Raw genomic sequence first — 18,385 nt, 5'->3', positions numbered from 1 at the left:
TCAACGTACACCGCACTTGCCGACGCTGGAAACCGGGTGCATAGTGCGGTTTTCGGGCATGGCGTTCGTCACGAGACGGTCACATCCGGATTGTAACGTCGTTCCGGAGCCTCGCCCGGCAAGCATCCCGTTACCGCAATCAGGAACCCCTCCTAAGGAGAAGGAATACCATGCGCTCGATCGCAAGCAATACCGGCATCGGCAGGCTGAAGCGCATCGCTTTGCTCGTCTTTCTCGCCGGCGCCTGGGCGGTCCCCGGCCACGCTGCGCCGCATCCTCTGCCCTGCTCGGATGAAATCGCCAGATACTGCAAGAACCTCGGCCTCGGCGGCGGACGCATACAGAACTGTCTCAAGGAGCATCAGGCACGGCTCTCGCCGGCATGCCGCTCCGGCCTGGAATCCGCTCTCGCCAGGCACCGGGAGATACAGGCCGCCTGCGGGGCCGACGTCGAGCGCCTGTGCGGGGACGTCCGGCCAGGCAAGGGCCGGGTGGCCGCCTGCCTGAGGGAACATCACCGCCAGGTTTCCTCCGCCTGCAAGGACACGCTGGCTGCCGCCCGCAAGGGCGGGAGCCGGACCAAACCCACCCCCTGAACTTAAGGAATCCACGCATGAACATGGCGTTTTCGACACCATCGCGCCGTGCCGGCATCAAGGGTTTTCTGCGTCGCCTGGGCATGGCATCCCTGCTCGCGCTGGGCGCCGCCCCCACCGTCCAGGCCTGGGAAGAATGGGAAGACGAAGCGGACAACCCCATCCAGGTGCAGTGCTACCGGGTGGAGCGCTGGGGCGACGGTTACAACCTCGAGCAGGTCGGGAACGTCACCGTGCACAGCAATCAGCAGGCCGCTCTCATCTGCAACAACATGGAATATGCCTGCAGGGGACGCTGCATCGCCTGCGCTCACGATTACGACTACTACGAAGACATCTGCGTGGACATGTCCGGACGGCAATTCGTCAAGCCGTGACCTCTTCCGGCGCCGACCCGAAGCCCGCCGCGGCCGCTTCCGCCGGATCGAACGGAGGCGGAACGGCTCCTCACGACGCTCCAGGGGGCTGAAGCCGTGCTGGCCGACTGCTTCGCCCGTCCGCGGTTCGTATCGGCATTCGCCATCGTCATTTTCCTGCTGATCGCGGCATTCGGCGAGTATGTCGTCAGGATCGAGGCGGAACGGCTGCGGGTCATCTCTCAAAGCCAGGTGCTCGCCGAGGCGTCGACGATAAGGGCGCGGCTGGAGGGGGAACTGTACTCAACGCTCTACCTCGCCAACGGCCTGAGCGGCTACGTATCGGCCCACAAGACCCTCGACCCGGCATCGGTCAAGGTCATCCTGAGCACCGTCTTCGGCTATGGACGGCATTTGCGCAACATCGTGCTGGCGCCGGGAAACGAGGTCCGGTTCAGCTATCCGCTCAAGGGCAACGAAAAAGTGATCGGCTTCCGTTACCAGGACAACCCCGAGCAATGGGCGGCGGTCAAGCGGGCCATGGAAACCCGCACCACCGTACTCAGTGGCCCCGTGGACCTGATCCAGGGCGGCCGCGGCCTCATCAGCCGGACCCCGGTTTATCTGCTGAACGGCGATTACTGGGGAATCGTCGCCCTGGTGATCAATTTCGACTCGCTGTTCGCCGCGATCAACAAGGACCGCCGTCCGGCCAAGATCGCCTGGGCCTTGCGCAGCAAGGACGAGGCCGGGGAGAAAGGCCGGATCATCCTCGGCGACGCCTGGCTGTTCGACCACGACCACGTGGATTTGTCGATCGCCGTCCCCGGCGGCTCCTGGGAGCTCGCCGCCACTCCCGCCGAAGGCTGGCAGACCAAGGGGAAACGCCTGGTCATTCTGCGCATCGCCACTTTGCTGCTGTCGGGCCTGATCGCCGCCCTGGTGTTTCTGGTGCTTTTCGAGCGCATCCGCATCCAGCACCTGGCATTGCACGACTCCCTCACCGACCTGCCGAACCGGCGCCTGCTGGACGACCGGCTCGAACGGACCATCGCCCAGGCCCGGCGCCACCGTGACGGCTTTTCCCTGCTCTATATCGATCTCGACGACTTCAAGCCCATCAACGCCCGTTTCGGCCACCGGGCCGGCGACCAGGTACTCGTGGAAATCGCCAGGCGGCTGCGCGGTGCGCTGCGCAGCAACGATACCGTCGCCCGTGTCGGCGGCGATGAATTCATGCTGATTCTTCCCGGTGCCCGGGGGCACCATGGCGCGATGACCGTCGCGGAAAAGCTCGCCGGCATCATCTCACAATCGATCGGCTATAAGGGCCAGCGCCTCCATGTCAGCGCATCGATAGGCGTCTCCACCTATCCCGAAAACGGCGTGACCGCGGACGCATTGATCGCCCATGCCGACGGCTCCATGTACAGATTCAAGCAAAACCGGAAATCCCCGGCCGACTCGAACGGCGTTCAACAATCCGGCATGGCCTAGTTTGAAGTTTTCTGACATCCGTCCCTGATAACTATCTAACATCCATTATCTTTTACAGGGCTGAAATCTCCCGGTCATTTTTCCGGACGACAATCCGTAGAGATACTTCCTCCCGGGATACCGTTCTCTATGGCAAGATTCGAAACTCACAGGTCCCGCCGGCTCGTGGCACCCGGCGGGAATGAATCTCAGAAAGCCCTCCGTTCGATGCTATCGCGCTGGCTGGCCGCCGGCATCGGGCTGGGAACCATCATGCTTGGCGCCCCAGGCCATGCGGATACGAGCGGCGCCTACTATGAGAGTTTCGGAGATTTCCTGCAACAAACCAAGTTCCACGGCAACCTCCGCAGCTACTATTTTTCCCGCACATATACGGGCGAAGCGACGAACCAATACGCGTACTCCTTGGGTGGCTATGCCGGTCTGCTTACCGCGCCGCTTTATCATTTTCAGGCCGGCCTGACCCTGGGAGCCGGCAACAGCCTCGGCCTCAACCCGGTCAATCCGGCCCAGGTCGATACAACCCTGCCGGGCGGCACCGTCTGGGTACTGACCGAAGCCTTCCTGCAATACAAACACAAATACTTTACCTTGCGCGGCCCGGACCAGATTCTGGACACCCCTTGGATAAACCCGTCCGATTCGCGCATAAAGCCGTCAGCATACCGCGCTGTCTATGGTGAGCTCACTCCGTTCTCCGATTACGCCCCGCTGAAGGATTTGAGTTTTGTCGGCCTGCGTGTGTTCGAATTCAACGGGCGTGCGGAAGGATCGTTCACTCCGACCAATCTTTATTTTCCAGGACACGCCGGAGGCTCACCGGTCTCGGCATTATACGGCAAGAGCACGCCGGGCGCTTTGGCATTCGGGCTGAAATACGGTAGCCCAGGGAAGCCGCTGACGGCCCATCTCTGGTATAACAAATTCATTGACTTCTCCCAGCTCTTATGGTTTGACGGCAGTTTTGTCCACAAAACCGGCACCGGCTTCGATCCACTCTTCGGTTTTCAGTTCGGGAGCCAGTGGAGCGATGGGGACAACCTGCTGGCGCAGGTGGGACAAGGCGCGGCCGGAAATAGTCAGATCTACGGTGTCCTGGCAGGCATCGATACCCCCTCTGTGCGCCTGACCGCAGCTTACAATGGCATTACCAGGCAAAACGGGGCCTTCGGCAACGGTGCACTGCTTTCGCCGTACACTACCGGCTATGCAACCGACTATCTGTACACCACGCAGATGATAGGCGGCATGATCGAAATGCAATCCCCAGGGAGCGCGTTCAAGGTGGCTGCGACCTCATATTTCATGGATAAGCAGATCAAGGCCATGGTGTCTTATGGCGGCTATTACATCACGCCCACCAGCACCTTCACCTCCAATCCCTATGAAACCGATGTCGACGTAACCTATAGCTTTTCAAAATCATCCGGCCTGGACGGATTGTCCATCCGAAATCGGTTCGGCTGGCAGAATGGCAACATCCAAAGGCAGGATTTCTTTTATAACCGCCTCCAGATCCAATACCAGTTCTAACAGAGATGGCCGCAATGTCGCCTAAAAAGAATCACGCTCTGATTGCCTGTCTCCTGAGCGCCGGCTTGGGACTCATCGGATGCGCGGAGCCCCCCCCAAAACCCGCCACCAGCGCGTACCCGGCGGCCCTACCCACCGCAGCGGCCGGGGACGATACCGCCAGAACCCTTCCCGCTCCCACTGGAAAGTCCGCGCCGAAATCGGCCCTCATCCGAGCGCGGGCCTTCGAGGGAACGGTCAAGGCCATTCACCCTGCCGACCGCCAAGTGGTATTCCTGCTCGCCGATGGAAAGCGGGTCACCGTAAAGGTCGGCCCCCGGGCGGGCAGCCTCGCGGACCTGCGTGTCGGCGATCTAGCCACATTTGAATTGGCCGAGACGGTGGAAATCGTGAGAAACGACAATCATCATCCGGAAACCGGAGAAATCGTCATGCACCCCGTTCCTGGCAGCATGCAAGAACGCGAGTATTTCAATCCCTACTACCACCGGGATGGCCTATCCGCCGCCAAGCGTCACGAACTTTACTGGAGCGGAATCATCGAGATTCCCGCTTGGGTGGTCTCCTCCGATCCCCAATCGCGCCTAATCACCCTCAAAAGCCGTGAAGGCCGGGTCTTCAGCGTACGCATGGCTCCGGAAGCCGGAAGGCTTGACGAATATGAACCTGGAGAAGCCGTCGTCGCCCGCTTCAAGGAAGTCGACGACATCACCGTGATCAGTCCACGCTGATGCCGGCCCCGTCGATCCAGGTCAGAACATGAACGCAGGTGGACCCGCCATGAAACCGCTCCATATACTCTTTTTCCTGCTCGGTTTATCCGCTTGCGCGCCGCGGGATACCTTCAGGACAGCGATACCGCCTGAAGAGCTGGAAAAAGTCGGTGAAGAAAAGCCCGCGCACCATGCTCAAAACGTCGACGGCGTCGACATATGGACCACGGGCGCGCCCGACAGGAAATACAAGGTACTGGGTATGATCCACGACGTCCGGCGGAACATCCCCTGGCGAACCCAAAGCTATCTCGGGGATATCGCACACCTCACGAAAAAAGCGGGCGGGGATGCCGCGATCGTCATCATCGCCGACAGCAGGCTGATCTACAAAATGGGGATGGGTTGCGATGCGTCGGTGGAAGCCACCGAAAAATGTGAACATGCCGAAGGCGCATCGCTCAGCGGCGCGGCTCCCGGCGAGGAAGCCACCGTTTACAGCGAGAATATCGAATCCACGTCCGTCCCCCTCGAGTACAAGGACTCGAGGATTCTGGTAATCCGATATCTGGACGCAAAATAAGCTTGGGGAAGAGCCGCCGGTTCCTGGGACATCACGAGCCGTCCAGCTTTCCCCAGATGCCGGATGGCGGCTTCCGCGCCGGGCGCGAACGGCCGAATTTCGGCTGGTACGACTTCGGCCCGCCGGCACCCTCCGCAACGACGTAACCCCGCTTCTCCAGCGCGTCCAATCGGCTGCCTGCCTCCTCCTCCGGCATTTCCAACCACTCGGCGACTTCGCGGACGGAACCCGAGCCGCGCCGCATCAGCCACTGGAGAACGCGACGCTCGGCGGGCGACAGCATGAGCAGGTCGCTGGCCCTGAAACCGGCGGATGAAGGACGCTCCGGCGCCATCTCGGATACCTCTCTGCGAAACCGGCAGCGACTCGTCAAGCGGCGTCGATCCGCTGCGCCGCCGCTTCCAGTACGGAAGTCACGGGGTGTTCCGGATTCGCCAGGGCGAAGATGCCGCCGCTGCCCAGAATGGCGACGTCGCCCGAGAGGGGCAGGACGCCGAGCACCGGCACATGATAGGTCGACTCGACCCGCTGCTTCAACGCGCCGAAATCCTGCGGGTTGATCGCCTTGTTGACCAGCATGAACATCTGCTCCACCTCGAGTTGGCGCGCCAGTTCGACCGTGATCGCCGTGCCCTGGTAGTCCTGCTGATCGGGGCGCAGAATCAGCAGCAGGATGTCGGAGATGGCGATCGACAGCAGGGTTTCCTCGTTGACGCCGGGATGGGTGTCGATCAGCAGATGGGTGAGTTCCAGCCGCTCCATCAGCTCCTGGAATCCGCTGTTGAGCAGGCCGACATCGTAGCCGTCACGCAGGATCCGGGTGATCTCGCCGGTACGCATGCTGCCCGGTATCAGGTGCAGGGAACCGCCCTCCTTCAGCCGATGTCCTTCCAGCACGCCGCTGACGTCATAGGCGGCCTCCTCGATCCGGCATTTCCCCCACAGGTAATCGTTCAAGGCGTAGCGGAACCGCTCGGGCGAGAGGTTGAACAGCACATGGATGCCAGGTGACTGGATGTCCGTGTCGACGATGCCGACCCGTTTGCCGCGGCGGGCAAGCAGGGCGGCGAGGTTCGCCGTCACGTTGGACTTGCCGGTGCCGCCGCGAAAGGAATGTACGGATATGATTTTTCCCACGACTCGAGTCCTCGAAGGTACACGCTGTTTGCGGCGGCCCGATGCCGCCGCCGTCAAATGTCAAGGTTCATGCTCGACGAAAGCCCGCACCGGCGGTTCCGCGGCGCGCTTCCGCTCGTCCCGAATGCGCCTGGCCTTGCTTTTCAAATCGGCGAAAAACTCGCTGTCGGTGATCTGCTTGATCTTGGCCTGCGTGCCGGTCTCGTCGATGTTGACCCGAAGCTGCTCCAACTGAGCCTCGAGCAGGTCGTGACGGGCCCGCACTTCCTGGACCATGCGCAGAAAAATGCGAGCCAGTTCGCCGAATTCGTTGCGCCGGCGGGCGTCGCGCTCGAGCTGGCGGATGTCGAGGTGCCGCGCGTCGAGTTCGTCTTTTTCCAGGGCCGCCGCCACCTTACCCAAGGTGAGGATGGGACGGATCATCCAGGCTCCGGTCCACAAACCCACGGCGATGGCCAGCACCAGCAGACCCAGCGACAGCCAGGCGGCCGAATGGATGCCGGTGATGAGATTTTCGATCAAGTCGCTTTCCGCGATCACCACGGCCAGTCTCCAGTCCAGGCCGAGACCGGCGAACTGCCGGTCGGTGAGGAGATGGTCGGTGTACACATAATTGTGCTGGTCGCCGCGCACGTATTTGAACGATTCGGCGTCCGGAACCTCGAGAAAGCCGAAGCGCTCGCCGATGTACCCGGCCGTGCTGCGAATGACGGAATCCGTGCTTTCGGCCGCAAGCAGCAGCCGCCCCGGCGTCGAGGCCGAGCCGCGCGAGGCGGCGATCAGGTGGCCTTCGGCGTCGAAGAGGAAAGCGATGGAGGAATTCGGCAGATGGAGGTTCTGAAGATAACGGCTGATGCCGGCCAGATAGATGTCGGACGAGACCACCGCCCTGGGCCTGCCGTCCGCCGCATAGACCGGCTCGGCCACCGTCACGACGGGCGCCGAACCTTGCAGAACCGGGCTGAAATGGATCGGCGAGATGACCAGGCCGCCCTTGGCCAGCGCATCCTGGTAGTACGCCTCGGTACGGGGATCGTAGGCGACCTCCTGCACCTCCAGCGGCGCATCGCCTTTCCCGTAATTCTCCAGCAAACGCCATTCGACGGCGCCGCCCCGCCGGATGTCGGACACCTTGACCACCTTCTTGCCGTACTCCCTGCGGTCGAACCTGAGGTTCTGCCCGGCGGGATTGGCGATGCTGAGATTCGCCCAACGCGTCATCCGGGCCTGGGTCCAGACGCAGTTCGAGAGCCTCTTCACCAGCCGTGGCTCCAGCAGATCGCCGAGCGGCAGATCCGGCTGGCTTCTGAGGCCATCCGCGTAAAACTGGGTCACATCGATGGGCAGGGACAGAAAGCGGTAGAGCTGGTCGTCGATCGTATTCCCGATCAATTCGAGGATCTCCTCGGCGGTGTCCTGCGCCTCCCTCATGTGGCTGACATAGGCGATGGCCCCCGTCAGTCCCACGGCGACGAATATCTGCAAAGCAAAAATAAAGGGGAATACGACCCTGATCGATATCATTCGCACTCTTCCTGCAGCCGCCGGCGGCTGGCGGAACATTGTGCCCGTGCCGGCCGCCGACGGCTAGGCCGGCTCGGCGTGTCCCGAATGGCCGCCGAGGATGCCATCGACGCCGGCGCGGCCGCGTTTGCGCCAGGGAATGCCCAGCAGGCTTTCGTCGTCCCGAAGCGTGGTCCGCTGTATTTCCGGGTCCCTGCGCTCGCCCGCATAAAGCGGCCGCATGCCGTTGAGGCAGGCCAGAAGCGCCGCCCCGTTGTTGACGACGACCGCGCTCACCGTGCTCAGATTGAAGAAAACCCCGCCGGCCACCACGGCGATGTTCGCGGCCGTGACCGCCACGATGTTCTGGTGCACCAGCCGCATCGCCTCGCGGGCGGTCTCGATGCCGTAGCACAGCCCCTGGAGGCCGTCGTCGAGCAGCACCACGTCCGCCGTCTCCCGGGCGAGATCGGTCGCCTGCTGGAAGGAGACCGCCACGTCGGCATGGCTCATGGCGGGCGCGTCGTTGATCCCGTCGCCCACATAGGCGATCGCCCTGTGTTTCCGGCGCAATCTGCTCAGCACTTCCACCTTGTGTTCGGGAGAAGCTTCCGCGAAAGTGCAGCCCGGCCTGATGCCGAGCTTGTACGCCACCGCGTTTGCGGACTTGCTGGTGTCCCCGGTCAGCAGGTAACACGATATGCCCATGCGCCTCAAAGTCTCGATGGTGACCGCGCTTTCCCGCCGCAGGGCGTTGCTGAAGAAAATCGCGCCCAGGACTTCACGGTCGCGGGCGACGTAGCGGATCGAGCGATTGAGGATGACGCCATCGTGCCTGCGGTGATATTCGGCGTCCACCGGAATGCCGCGCGACTCCAGGAACTGGAACGTCCCGACGACGATTTCGCGCCCGTCCACGTGGGACACGACGGCGGAGTCGGAGTAGTCCAGCGGATCACTGGCCGTCAGCGCCACGCCTCTTCCTTCGGCATACGCGACCAGCGCGGCGCTGAACGGCCGCAGGACGTAGCGGTTCGCCGATGCCGCCCAGTACAGCAGTTCGTCTTCGGAGACCGAAGACAGGGAGGTTTCCACCGAGCCGACCTCCACACCGCGCTCGGTCAGCGTTCCGGTCTTGTCGAACACCACGGCATCCACCTTCGCCAACTGCTCCAGCGCGTGGCCGCTGCGGATGAGAATCCGGTTCTGAGCGGCGTGATGGAGCGAGGCCAGCACCGGGACCGGCGCGCTGACGCCGATGCCCTGGGCGAAGTCCAATTGAAGCGGCGCGACGGCCCTGGGCAGACTGGCGGTCACCGCGAACACCAGCGCGCTGGCCCCGATCGCCGGCATCACCGCCTGGTTGCCGATCTCTTCCATGTAGTTGCTGATCCGGGTTTCCTTCCAGGGCCGCTCCTTGACCGTTTCGGCCATCTGCGCCATCCGCGTTTCCGCCCCCAGCCGGCGCATCTCCACCACCAGGCGTCCCTGGGTCAGGAGGGACGCCGCATAGACTTCGTCGAGAGCCGTGCGCGGCACCAGCTTGGCGCCGCCCAGCAGGTCGTGCTCGTCGATCAGCCCGTCGCCGCCCACCACGACGCCATCGCCCGGCACCCGGTCGCCGGGTCCGAGGAAAACGTGATCGTCCTTCCGCAAGTCCTTCGCCAGGACCAGCCGTCTTCTGCCCTTGCGCTCGATCCAGTACTGCCGGTTGGGAACCATGTCGGGCTTGCGCCGCTCGCCGGTGATGGCGGTCAGATCCCTGAGCACGCGGGCGGTCTCGGTGAGGCAGATGGCCAGGGCGGGCGCGAACATTTCGCCCGTCGCGCCGTGGACCAGAACCCATAGCGAATCCAGGAGGTCGGCGTTGGGGCGTCCGGTCTTTTTCAGGTTGGCGAGGGTGCGCTTCCACAAGGGAAAAGCGGCGCGCGCGAGGACGATGCCGACGACGGCGGGCGCGAACGGCAATTCCAAGGGCGTCGCGGCCACCGACGCGCCCAGCGCCAGAACGGGATATTTGAACCGCTCGCCGTAATCGATCCTGTGCTGTGCCGCCGCCGTCTCGCCCCAAGCGGCGGAGGCCGCTCCGCTCTGGCGCCGAGGAAGCACGCTCAGTCGCCCGCCAGCAGATCCGCCTTGTCCGTCCGCTCCCACGGCAGGGCAGTGAAAGAAGCCCCGAAATGGCCGTAGGCCGGCAGCATGCGGTAGAAGCTGCCCCGGTACTCGGAAGGCAGCCGCCGCAGATTGAAATCACGGACGATGGCGCCCAGCCGGAAATCGAAGCGCTTCTCCAGACGCTGCTTGATGACGTCCTCGCCCACGCTGCCGGTGCCGAAAGTCGATACCTGCACGCTCACCGGGCGGGCCTGGCCTATGGTGTAGCTGAGCTGGACCTCGCACTCCTCGGCCAGCCCCGCCGCGACCACGTTCTTCGCCGCGTGGCGGGCGGCATAGGCGGCCACCCGGTCGATCCGCAGCGGCCCCTTGCCGCTCAGGGCCGAACCGGAATGGCGGGCATAGCCGCCGTAGGTGTCGCTCGCGCTCTTGCGTCCGGTCATCCCGGAATGCGCCGCCGGGCCGCTGCGGTGCAGCATGCCGCGCGGGTTGACGAAGATTTCGGTGTTCTCGTCGGGCCGCACCGCCTCGCCTTCGAACGCCGGCGCGATCACCCATTTGTCGAGATCGCCGCGCAGTTCCTCCACCCCCAGCTCCGGCACGCCGTGGGTGCCCGCGATCAGGGTGATGCTGTGGATGCGCGCCGGCTTGCCCTTGTCGAATTCGACGCCGACCTGGGTCGTGCAGTCCGGGGAAAGATAGGGCACCTCGCCGCGCCGCCTGGCTCCGGTCAACTGCCGCGCCAGGCGGCGGGCCAGCACGATGGGCAGCGGCAGCAGCTCGGGCGTCTGGCTGCAGGCGAAACCGAACTGGGTCACCTGGTTCTTGACGGTGAGCTTATCCAGTTCCTTGTCGGTCATTTCCGCCTCGTCGCGCTCGGCGCGACCTTCCAGCGACTGCACGATGAAGCTGGTCACCACGGTGGACTCCGGCGCGGAGAATTCCTCCGGATGGTAGCCGATGTCCTCGATGGTGCGCCGCGCCAGCTCGGGGATGTCCACCACCGCGGTCGAAGCGAAGCGCGCCGCCAGGAAGATGACGCTCTTCGACAAGGCGCACTCGGTCACGATCCGGGCGTAAGGATCCTGCTGCAGGAACCGGTCGACCACCGCGTCGCTGATGATGTCGCACACGCAGTCCGGATGGCCCTCGGTAACTGCCTCGGACGTGAAGAGGAATGTCTTTTTCATGCACGGTTCTCGCTTTCGGGTTCCTTGGAAGGGAGCAGTTTGATGGCTTCATTGGCCACGAACGGCAACACCGAGCCGGCCGCGATCGCCGCCCAGTCCGCCGGGCTGATCGGCGTCAGCCGCAACAAGCCCCGCAGCGGCGGGAACACCGCCGCGAATGCCTGCAGCGCCACGGTCGCGGCGACGCCGGACACCAGCACCGGGTTGCCCGCCCTTTTATCCAGCACGGTCGTCCGCTCGGACCGGCAACTGACGGCGTGAAACATCTGTCCCACGGTCAGCGTCAGAAAGGCATTCGTCGAAGCCGCGGGCCCCAGGCCGTAGCGGGCCAGGCTGTAGCCGTAGACGCCGAGCGTGCCGGCCGAGACCACCAGGGACTGGCGCAGCAGCCGGAGCAAATCCTCGCGCCGGAAGATCTTTTCCTTCGGATCGCGCGGCTTCTCCTTGAGCACGTCGCTCTCCGGCGGCTCCAGGGACAGGCCGACGGCCGGCAAGATATCCGTGACGAGGTTGATCCACAAGAGCTGCATCGGATTCAGGGCTTCGCCGGCGCCGATCGCCGTCGCGACCACCATGACCTCGATCTCGGCGAGGTTGCCGCTGAGCAGGTACGCCAGGCTCTTGCGGATGTTGCGGTAGATCGTCCGGCCCTGCTGCACCGCGGTGATCATGGTGTGCAGGTTGTCGTCCTCCAGCACCACGTCGGCGACGGAGCGCGCCACGTCGCTGCCGTTGCCCAGCGCGACGCCGACGTCGGACGCCTTCAGCGCGGGGCCGTCGTTGATCCCGTCGCCGGTCATGGCGACCACCCGGCCGTTGGCCTGCAGGGCCTGGACGATGCGGAGCTTCTGCGCAGGCGCCACCCGCGCGAACACCGTGGTGTCGCGCACGATGCCCTTCAGCACGTCCGGGTCGAGCTCGTCGAGGTTGGTCGAATCGACGATTTCCAGCGGCTTCTTGTAGTTGAGATTGAGCCGCGAACCGAAGGCGAAAGCGGTGGCGCTCTGATCGCCGGTGATCATCACGGTATCGATGCCGGCGTCGTGGAACTGGGCCATCAGCTCGGCCATGCCCGGCCGCATGGTGTCCTCCATGCCCACCATGCCGAGCCAGATGAGCTTTTCGGAAATCGCCGCGGTCGAGGTCTCCCTGGAATAGCCGTAGGCCATGCCCAGCACCCGCAGCGCCTGGCCGGCCATGAGTTCATTCTGCTCCACGATGGCCGCCCGCGCGTCTTCGTCGAGCGGCACCGGCACCCCGCCTTCCATGCGCCGGTCGCACAGCGCCAACACGTGAGTGGGACTGCCCTTGACCGCGATCAGGTGCTCCTCGCCGCCGGTGTCGTGGACGGTCAGCATGTAAGGCCGCCCTTCGGCCCGGTGCACGGTCTTGACCAGCGGCAGGCTCCGGCGCAAGGCCGCGACGTCCTCGCCGGAGTGTATCGCCATCTCCACCAGCGCCATTTCCGTCGGCGAGCCGTCAAGGCCCGGCCGGCACGAATCGCCGTTGAGCTGCACCTCGCTGCACAGGCACACCACCTGCATCAGGCGCCGCAGGTCTTCGGCCTCGGCGGGCCGGACCGTCTGCCCGTTCGAGCGGAATTCGCCCGAAGGAGACAAGCCGATGTCCTGGTCTGGCGTCTTGAGGCTGACGACCCGCATGCAGTTCTCGGTCAGCGTGCCGGTCTTGTCCAGGCACAGCGTCTGCACCGAGCCCAAACTTTCCACCGAAGGCAGTTGACGGATCAGGACGTGGCGCTTCTTCATCTCGCGGATGCCGAGCGCCAGCGTGGACGTCGCCACCGTGGGCAAGCCTTCGGGAACGGCGGCCACCGCCAGCGAAATCGCCGTCTTCAGCATCTGCAGCGCCGGAGCGCCGCGCAGGACGCCCAACCCGAACACGAACACGCAGATGCCGCTGGAGGCCAGCGCGAGCTGCTTGCCCATTTCGTCGAGCTGGCGCTGCAAGGGGGTTTCCGGCGTTTTCACCTCGCCCACGAGGGACTGGATCAGGCCGATCTCGGTGTGGCGGCCTGTCGCCACCACGATCGCCTGGCCGCTCCCCCCCGTCACGATGGTGCCCATGTGCAACATGTTCTTGCGGTCGCCCAGGGGCGTGTCCTTGGTGCCGACGAAGGCATGGCGCTTGCTCACCGGCAGGCTCTCGCCCGTCAGTGCCGATTCGTCGACGGTTAGCTGGTTGCTCCCCAGCAGGCGGGCGTCCGCGGCGATGTAGGAGCCGGGCGAGAGCACCAGGATGTCGCCGGGCACCACGTCTTCCAGGGCCACCGACCGCTTGACGCCGTCGCGCATGACGAGGGCCTGGGTCGGGCCGATCTTGCCCAGGGCGTCGATCGTCTTCTGCGCCTGTGCCTCCGTCACGTAGCCGATCACGGCGTTGATCAGCACCACGCCGACGATCACCACCGCATCGGCCATGCCGCCGGTGGCGATGGATACGGCGGCGGAAAGCCCCAGCAGGGCGACGGGGGGGCTGGCGAACTGCTCCAGGAACATCGCCACCGCCGAACGCGGCTTGATCTCGGTCAGCACGTTGTGCCCGTACTGCAGCAGCCTGTCCGCGGCCACGGCGGAACTGAGGCCGTCCCGGTTCGCCGACAGACGGGAAAGCACGTCCTCGGCGTCCAGGGTATGCCAGCTCTCCTTGCTTCTTACGGTGTCCCCGACGACGGCGGCCAGCTTAGGACGAGGGGCGGCGGCGGGGCGCTTGCCCCGTCCGCGCTTCGGCTCGGCCGAGCTCCGGCCCGATACCGGCCTGGACCTGGGGACGGGAAAAGGCGCGCCATGAATCAGCGCGCATCGTTCCAGCGCTGTGAGCACCGCGGCCAGAGGGCATTGCGGATCGAAGACGACCAGGGCGTTGCCCGTGACCGGATTGGCGCTGACCATGCGCAGCGCCTGCGCCTCCGACGGCAAGGCTTCGAGCGCCCGCTGCATGTCGTCGCAGCGGTACAGGCCCACCACCTTGACGCGCAGCCGGCCGGGAGCGGGCACCCGCAGCACGCTGACCCGAGTCTCGCCGGAAGGCCGGGAGCTCATGATCGTATCGGCCGCATAGAGGTTCTTTTCCATTGTGTTCATTTCCACACCAAAGTCCTGGCGGTCATCACAAATGCTGGCCGGCGGAAGCGGGTCGTTCGATTAGCGGAAAGGGCGTGGCATACGGAGGCGTCCATCGTCCGGAAGATTAAAGGCGGTTCGTTACACTTTCGTGACTCGCCGGGAACCGCTGCCAGACGAGCGGAAACAGCATTTGCGCGGGGCGTCGAGCCGACGCACAATGCGGTCCCGCAAGGTTTCCCAGCCCGGAGCACGCCGTGACTCATCACATCATAGTACGGATATTGGCGGCCTCCACCCTGTCCGGCGCGTCCCTCATATCTGCCGCCCGTCTCTACGCGGCGCCTGATCCCACGGTTGCATCAGACGGCAAGCCGGCCATCGCAGTCAAGATCATCGCGATCAACGATTTCCACGGCAACCTGCGCCCACCCGGCGACCTCATGCTGAACGGCGCCCCCGTCAGCGCCGGCGGGGCGGCTCATCTCGCTGGCCACGTCCGCGAGCTCCGGGCCGCCAATCCGGACAACGTCCTGGTTTCCGCCGGTGACCTGATCGGCGCCAGCCCGCTCATTTCCGCCAATTTCCAGGACGAGCCCACCATCGAGGCCATGAATCTGCTCGGCCTGGACTTCAACGCGGTGGGGAACCACGAATTCGACGAAGGCCGCGACGAACTTCTGCGCATGCAGCGGGGAGGATGCCACCCCCGGCTGGAAAGAGCGGGCCGGTCGTGCCGGGAAAAGGGACTCAGCCCCATGATCCGCTCGAAAGTCGGCAGGAAATTCAAAGGCGCCGATTTCCGCTTCCTGGCCGCCAACGTCTTCGACCGGAAGAGCGGCGGGACGCTGTTCCCGGCCTATGGCGTCAAGCAGTTCCACGGCCGGAAAATCGGCTTCATCGGCCTGACCCTGAAAGACACGCCGAAGCTGGTCAAGCCGAGCGGCGTCAAAGACCTCGAATTTCGCGACGAGGCCGACACCGTCAACGCCCTGGTTCCCGTCCTGCGCTCCCAGGGAATCGAAGCCATCGTCGTGCTGATCCACGAAGGGGGACATCCCGGCGGCGGCCCCGACGGCTGCGCCGGCATCTCCGGACCGATCGCCGGCATCGTGCGCCGGCTCGACCCGGAAGTCGACCTGGTCGTCAGCGGCCACACCCATGAGACGTATGCCTGCCGCCTGCCCAACGCCGCCGGCGAACCGGTGCTCGTCACCAGCGCCCACGACTACGGCCGCCTGGTCAGCGACATCGACCTGGTGCTGGACGCGAAGACCGGCGAGGTGATTTCGACGGCGGCGCGCAACCTGGTGGTAAGCCGCGATATCCGGCCGGAGCCGCTGCTGACCCGGCTGGTCGAAGACTATGGCCGGCTTTCCCGGCCGATCGAGGAACGGATCGTCGGCCGCATCACCGCGACCTTCAGCCGGACGCCCAACGAAGCCGGCGAATCCGCCCTGGGGGACCTCATCGCCGACGCCCAGTTGGAAGCGACGCGCAGCCGCAGATACGGCGCCGCCGCCATCGCCTTCATGAACAGCGGCGGCATGCGGGCGGATTTCTCCTACGCCCCGGGAAAGAAAGGACGGGTGAGCTACCGCGAGGCGTTCGACGTCCAGCCGTTCGGCGGCACGCTGGTCACGATGACGTTGACGGGCGCGCAGATCGAGCAGCTCCTGGAGCAGCAGTTCCCGGGCTGCCCGAACGGCCAGCCGGCCAACCGGATTCTGCAGGTCTCCGCCGGTTTCGAATACGCGTGGAACGCCGGCGGAAAAGCCTGCGACAAGGTCGATCCGGCGTCCATCAGGCTCGGCGGCAAACCGATCGCCGCCGGGAAGATCTACCGGATCGTCACCAACGATTTCCTGGCCGATGGCGGCGACGGCTTCACGCTGTTCACCCAGGGCGCGAACCGCATGGCCGCCCTACCGGAGCTGTCGGCGCTGGAGCGCTATTTCGGCCGGCACTCGCCGCTGACACCGGGGACGCCCCGCCGGATCATCCGTCTTCCCTGACCGGCCGCCCGGGAATCAGTCGATGCCGTATTTCTGGATACGGTAGTTGAGCTGGTCGCGGGTGAGGCCGAGCAGCCTGGCGGTGCGGCTCCGGTTGCCGTGGGTCCGCTGCAGCGCCTGCCGGATGAAGTCGATTTCCATCTGTTCCAGCTCGAGCCCTTCGTCCGGAAGCGTGAACAGCGGCTTGGCCCGTGGCACGGAGCGGAGGGCTTCTTCCGGGAGGTCCTGCTCTTCGATCACCCGGCCGGGCATCAGGATGGCCAGGCGCTCACAGAAATTCCGCAATTCCCGGATGTTTCCCGGCCAGGGATAAGCATTCAGACGCCGCACCGCCCCCCGGCCGAACACCGCCGGCGGAATATCGTAGGCTTGCGCGAAATGGCGCATGAAGTGGTGCAGAAGCAGTTCCACGTCGCCGCCCCGCTCGCGCAAGGGGGGAATTTCGAGCGGAACCACGCTCAGCCGGTAGTAGAGGTCGCGGCGGAATTCCCCGGCGTCGATCTTGTCGGCCAGCTTCGCATTGGTCGCCGCGATGATGCGGACGTCCACCCGTTGCGGCGAACGCGCGCCGACCGGCTGGATTTCCCCGGAATCCAGGAATCTCAGGAGCTTGGCCTGAACCGGCAAAGGCAGCGAATTGATCTCGTCCAGGAACAGGGTGCCGCCGTCCGCGGTCTCGAGCCGCCCCGAGAAATCCGAAACCGCACCCGTGAAAGCCCCGCGGCGATGGCCGAACAGCTCGGATTCCGCGACCGATGCCGGAAGCGCGGCGCAGTTGAGCGTGACGAACGGCCTTTCGGCGCGCAGGCTGTGGCCCTGCAGGGCCTGGGCCAGGAGCTCCTTGCCGGTGCCGGTTTCGCCCACGATGAGGACGGTCACGTCAGTCGCGGCCACCAGCCGCGCGCTGCGGATGAGCGCCTCGAAACCGGGGGACCGGCCGATGAGCACTTCGAACATGGACGCTTTTCCTTATTTTCCGTCGACGGTCGAGCCTGTCTCGACCGCGCTCGCCGCGCACTTCGAAGCATCAGGCGTGCCATGCGGGGAAATCCGGATATCCGTCTTCGAGACCCGAAGTCTCACCCCCGCTGCAACCCCACGGAACGGAAATGCGGTTTCGCTCCAAGAGCAAAGTGAGCGATTAGCCGCATTGATTGAGGCATTTCACACACAATCGAACGGACCCACCCGCGGAACGCCGGAATTCCGCCGCCCATCCCTTGGCCTGCATATTGCGTGTATCAGGGCCGGATAATATGTTCCCGAACACTCTCGTCATGAGGAAACGATGACCTACCGCAAACTGCTGATTTCGATGACGGCCGCCGCCGGCATCGCAGGTATCGCCGGCAACGCCCTGGCCGGCGACGTCTACCCGAGCTATGGCATCCGGTACGCCGCCAAGCTGATCTTCGACAAGAAGGACACCAAGACCGGCGCAGCCGCCGCCTCCCTTCATTCGGGCCAGGCTTTCAACACCCCGAACGATGACGGCAATGCGACGATGATCCCGCAGACCAAGTCGATGGCTTATTGCGATCCGGCCGTCACCCCCGCCGGCTACGAGACCAACGGCTGCTACGGCTGGGGTATGCACGCCAACTGGTACCTGATCGACCTGAGCAAACTCAAGGGCCAGGGCCTGGGCGCCGTCTGGGTCACGGTGAGTGTCGAACGCCACGCGGGCAGCGACCCCAAGAACAATGACATCATTCCCGCCCTTACCGTCTACCGCGGCAACCAGACGCTGGGACCGCAAATGCACTGGTATCCGAGCGAACTCCAGGGCGTGCCGGAATTCTGGGGCTGGCTGCTGCAACGCGCTACTTTCGTCAAGGGCGATGTGATCAGCTACAACAGCGCCTATGCGACCCCCGCGCAGAACTTCGCCTCGGTCATGGGGAAGTTCAAGCTCAAGGGCGGTACTCAGGATTATCTGACGGTCGCGGTGGGCGGCGACGCCAAGGATCCCAACACCAAACACAGCGTCAATTACCAGTTGACCGTCGACGTAAAGCAGAAGCAGCCGGCGCAGTGAGACCACCCGTGCCGCGAATTCAGCCGTCC

At 64.6% G+C, this 18,385-nt stretch carries 15 protein-coding genes; 8 read left to right on the top strand and 7 right to left on the bottom strand.

What is annotated here, in order from left to right:
- The first annotated feature begins 170 nt into the window (after positions 1 to 170).
- The 6 genes from ABZN20_RS17520 to ABZN20_RS17495 all read left to right on the top strand — a co-directional run bounded on the left by ABZN20_RS17520 (position 171) and on the right by ABZN20_RS17495 (position 5,278).
- Positions 171 to 596: a cysteine rich repeat-containing protein gene (locus ABZN20_RS17520; RefSeq protein WP_218805712.1), complete on the top strand. Its 426-nt coding sequence runs from the start codon at positions 171 to 173 to the stop codon at positions 594 to 596.
- Between the two features lie 17 nt (positions 597 to 613).
- Positions 614 to 973: a hypothetical protein gene (locus ABZN20_RS17515; RefSeq protein ID WP_218805711.1), complete on the top strand. Its 360-nt coding sequence runs from the start codon at positions 614 to 616 to the stop codon at positions 971 to 973.
- A gap of 96 nt (positions 974 to 1,069) precedes the next feature.
- A complete protein-coding gene (locus tag ABZN20_RS17510) occupies positions 1,070 to 2,449 on the top strand; it encodes a diguanylate cyclase (protein WP_367026101.1) in 1,380 nt (459 codons plus the stop codon).
- A 207-nt stretch (positions 2,450 to 2,656) separates the two neighbouring features.
- Positions 2,657 to 3,982: a hypothetical protein gene (locus ABZN20_RS17505; RefSeq protein ID WP_367026100.1), complete on the top strand. Its 1,326-nt coding sequence runs from the start codon at positions 2,657 to 2,659 to the stop codon at positions 3,980 to 3,982.
- 266 nt (positions 3,983 to 4,248) lie between these two features.
- Positions 4,249 to 4,713 carry a hypothetical protein gene (locus tag ABZN20_RS17500; RefSeq protein WP_218805708.1) on the top strand — a complete coding sequence of 155 codons (465 nt, stop codon included), beginning with the start codon at positions 4,249 to 4,251 and terminating at the stop codon, positions 4,711 to 4,713.
- Positions 4,714 to 4,762: 49 nt separating this feature from the next.
- Entirely contained in the window at positions 4,763 to 5,278 is a 516-nt protein-coding gene (locus ABZN20_RS17495; protein ID WP_367026099.1) for a hypothetical protein, read from the top strand.
- A 31-nt stretch (positions 5,279 to 5,309) separates the two neighbouring features.
- On the opposite strand, the gene ABZN20_RS17490 is transcribed toward ABZN20_RS17495, so the two are convergent.
- From ABZN20_RS17490 to ABZN20_RS17465, 6 genes are all read right to left on the bottom strand, one after another.
- Entirely contained in the window at positions 5,310 to 5,612 is a 303-nt protein-coding gene (locus tag ABZN20_RS17490; protein WP_367026098.1) for a helix-turn-helix domain-containing protein, read from the bottom strand.
- A 35-nt stretch (positions 5,613 to 5,647) separates the two neighbouring features.
- The gene (locus ABZN20_RS17485) at positions 5,648 to 6,415 is read right to left on the bottom strand and encodes a MinD/ParA family ATP-binding protein (RefSeq protein WP_218805705.1); all 768 of its coding nucleotides are present in this window, start codon (positions 6,413 to 6,415) and stop codon (positions 5,648 to 5,650) included.
- 60 nt (positions 6,416 to 6,475) lie between these two features.
- Complete coding sequence (locus ABZN20_RS17480; RefSeq protein WP_367026097.1) at positions 6,476 to 7,939, bottom strand: HAMP domain-containing protein; 1,464 nt, start codon at positions 7,937 to 7,939, stop codon at positions 6,476 to 6,478.
- A 63-nt stretch (positions 7,940 to 8,002) separates the two neighbouring features.
- Positions 8,003 to 10,027: a heavy metal translocating P-type ATPase gene (locus tag ABZN20_RS17475; RefSeq protein ID WP_367026096.1), complete on the bottom strand. Its 2,025-nt coding sequence runs from the start codon at positions 10,025 to 10,027 to the stop codon at positions 8,003 to 8,005.
- A gap of 2 nt (positions 10,028 to 10,029) precedes the next feature.
- Positions 10,030 to 11,223, bottom strand: a complete 1,194-nt coding sequence (gene metK, locus ABZN20_RS17470) for a methionine adenosyltransferase (protein ID WP_367026095.1) — start codon at positions 11,221 to 11,223, stop codon at positions 10,030 to 10,032.
- Positions 11,220 to 14,324, bottom strand: a complete 3,105-nt coding sequence (locus ABZN20_RS17465) for a cation-translocating P-type ATPase (protein ID WP_367026094.1) — start codon at positions 14,322 to 14,324, stop codon at positions 11,220 to 11,222. The genes metK and ABZN20_RS17465 overlap by 4 nt, the downstream gene beginning before the upstream one ends.
- Before the next feature lie 236 nt (positions 14,325 to 14,560).
- Between ABZN20_RS17465 and ABZN20_RS17460 the strand changes: the two genes are divergently transcribed.
- Positions 14,561 to 16,318, top strand: coding sequence for a bifunctional metallophosphatase/5'-nucleotidase (locus ABZN20_RS17460; protein ID WP_367026093.1), 1,758 nt, complete (start codon positions 14,561 to 14,563; stop codon positions 16,316 to 16,318).
- A 15-nt stretch (positions 16,319 to 16,333) separates the two neighbouring features.
- On the opposite strand, the gene ABZN20_RS17455 is transcribed toward ABZN20_RS17460, so the two are convergent.
- Positions 16,334 to 17,275, bottom strand: coding sequence for a sigma-54 interaction domain-containing protein (locus ABZN20_RS17455; protein WP_218805701.1), 942 nt, complete (start codon positions 17,273 to 17,275; stop codon positions 16,334 to 16,336).
- Positions 17,276 to 17,606: 331 nt separating this feature from the next.
- Between ABZN20_RS17455 and ABZN20_RS17450 the strand changes: the two genes are divergently transcribed.
- On the top strand, positions 17,607 to 18,356 hold the full coding sequence (locus ABZN20_RS17450; RefSeq protein ID WP_367026092.1) for a hypothetical protein: 750 nt from the start codon (positions 17,607 to 17,609) through the stop codon (positions 18,354 to 18,356).
- The last annotated feature ends 29 nt before the right edge of the window (positions 18,357 to 18,385 follow it).

The sequence above is a fragment of the Methylococcus sp. ANG genome (genome assembly GCF_040730495.1).
Lineage (GTDB): Bacteria > Pseudomonadota > Gammaproteobacteria > Methylococcales > Methylococcaceae > Methylococcus.
Note: the sequence above shows the minus strand (reverse complement) of the source record. Positions and strands in the feature narration are given on the sequence as shown.

Coding starts and splice junctions, on each gene's coding strand:
- ABZN20_RS17520 (WP_218805712.1), top strand. CDS start 171: ATGCGCTCGATCGCAAGCAATACCGGCATCGGCAGGCTGAAGCGCATC.
- ABZN20_RS17515 (WP_218805711.1), top strand. CDS start 614: ATGAACATGGCGTTTTCGACACCATCGCGCCGTGCCGGCATCAAGGGT.
- ABZN20_RS17505 (WP_367026100.1), top strand. CDS start 2,657: ATGCTATCGCGCTGGCTGGCCGCCGGCATCGGGCTGGGAACCATCATG.
- ABZN20_RS17495 (WP_367026099.1), top strand. CDS start 4,763: ATGAAACCGCTCCATATACTCTTTTTCCTGCTCGGTTTATCCGCTTGC.
- ABZN20_RS17490 (WP_367026098.1), bottom strand. CDS start 5,612: ATGGCGCCGGAGCGTCCTTCATCCGCCGGTTTCAGGGCCAGCGACCTG.
- ABZN20_RS17480 (WP_367026097.1), bottom strand. CDS start 7,939: ATGATATCGATCAGGGTCGTATTCCCCTTTATTTTTGCTTTGCAGATA.
- metK (WP_367026095.1), bottom strand. CDS start 11,223: ATGAAAAAGACATTCCTCTTCACGTCCGAGGCAGTTACCGAGGGCCAT.
- ABZN20_RS17465 (WP_367026094.1), bottom strand. CDS start 14,324: ATGAACACAATGGAAAAGAACCTCTATGCGGCCGATACGATCATGAGC.
- ABZN20_RS17455 (WP_218805701.1), bottom strand. CDS start 17,275: ATGTTCGAAGTGCTCATCGGCCGGTCCCCCGGTTTCGAGGCGCTCATC.
- ABZN20_RS17450 (WP_367026092.1), top strand. CDS start 17,607: ATGACCTACCGCAAACTGCTGATTTCGATGACGGCCGCCGCCGGCATC.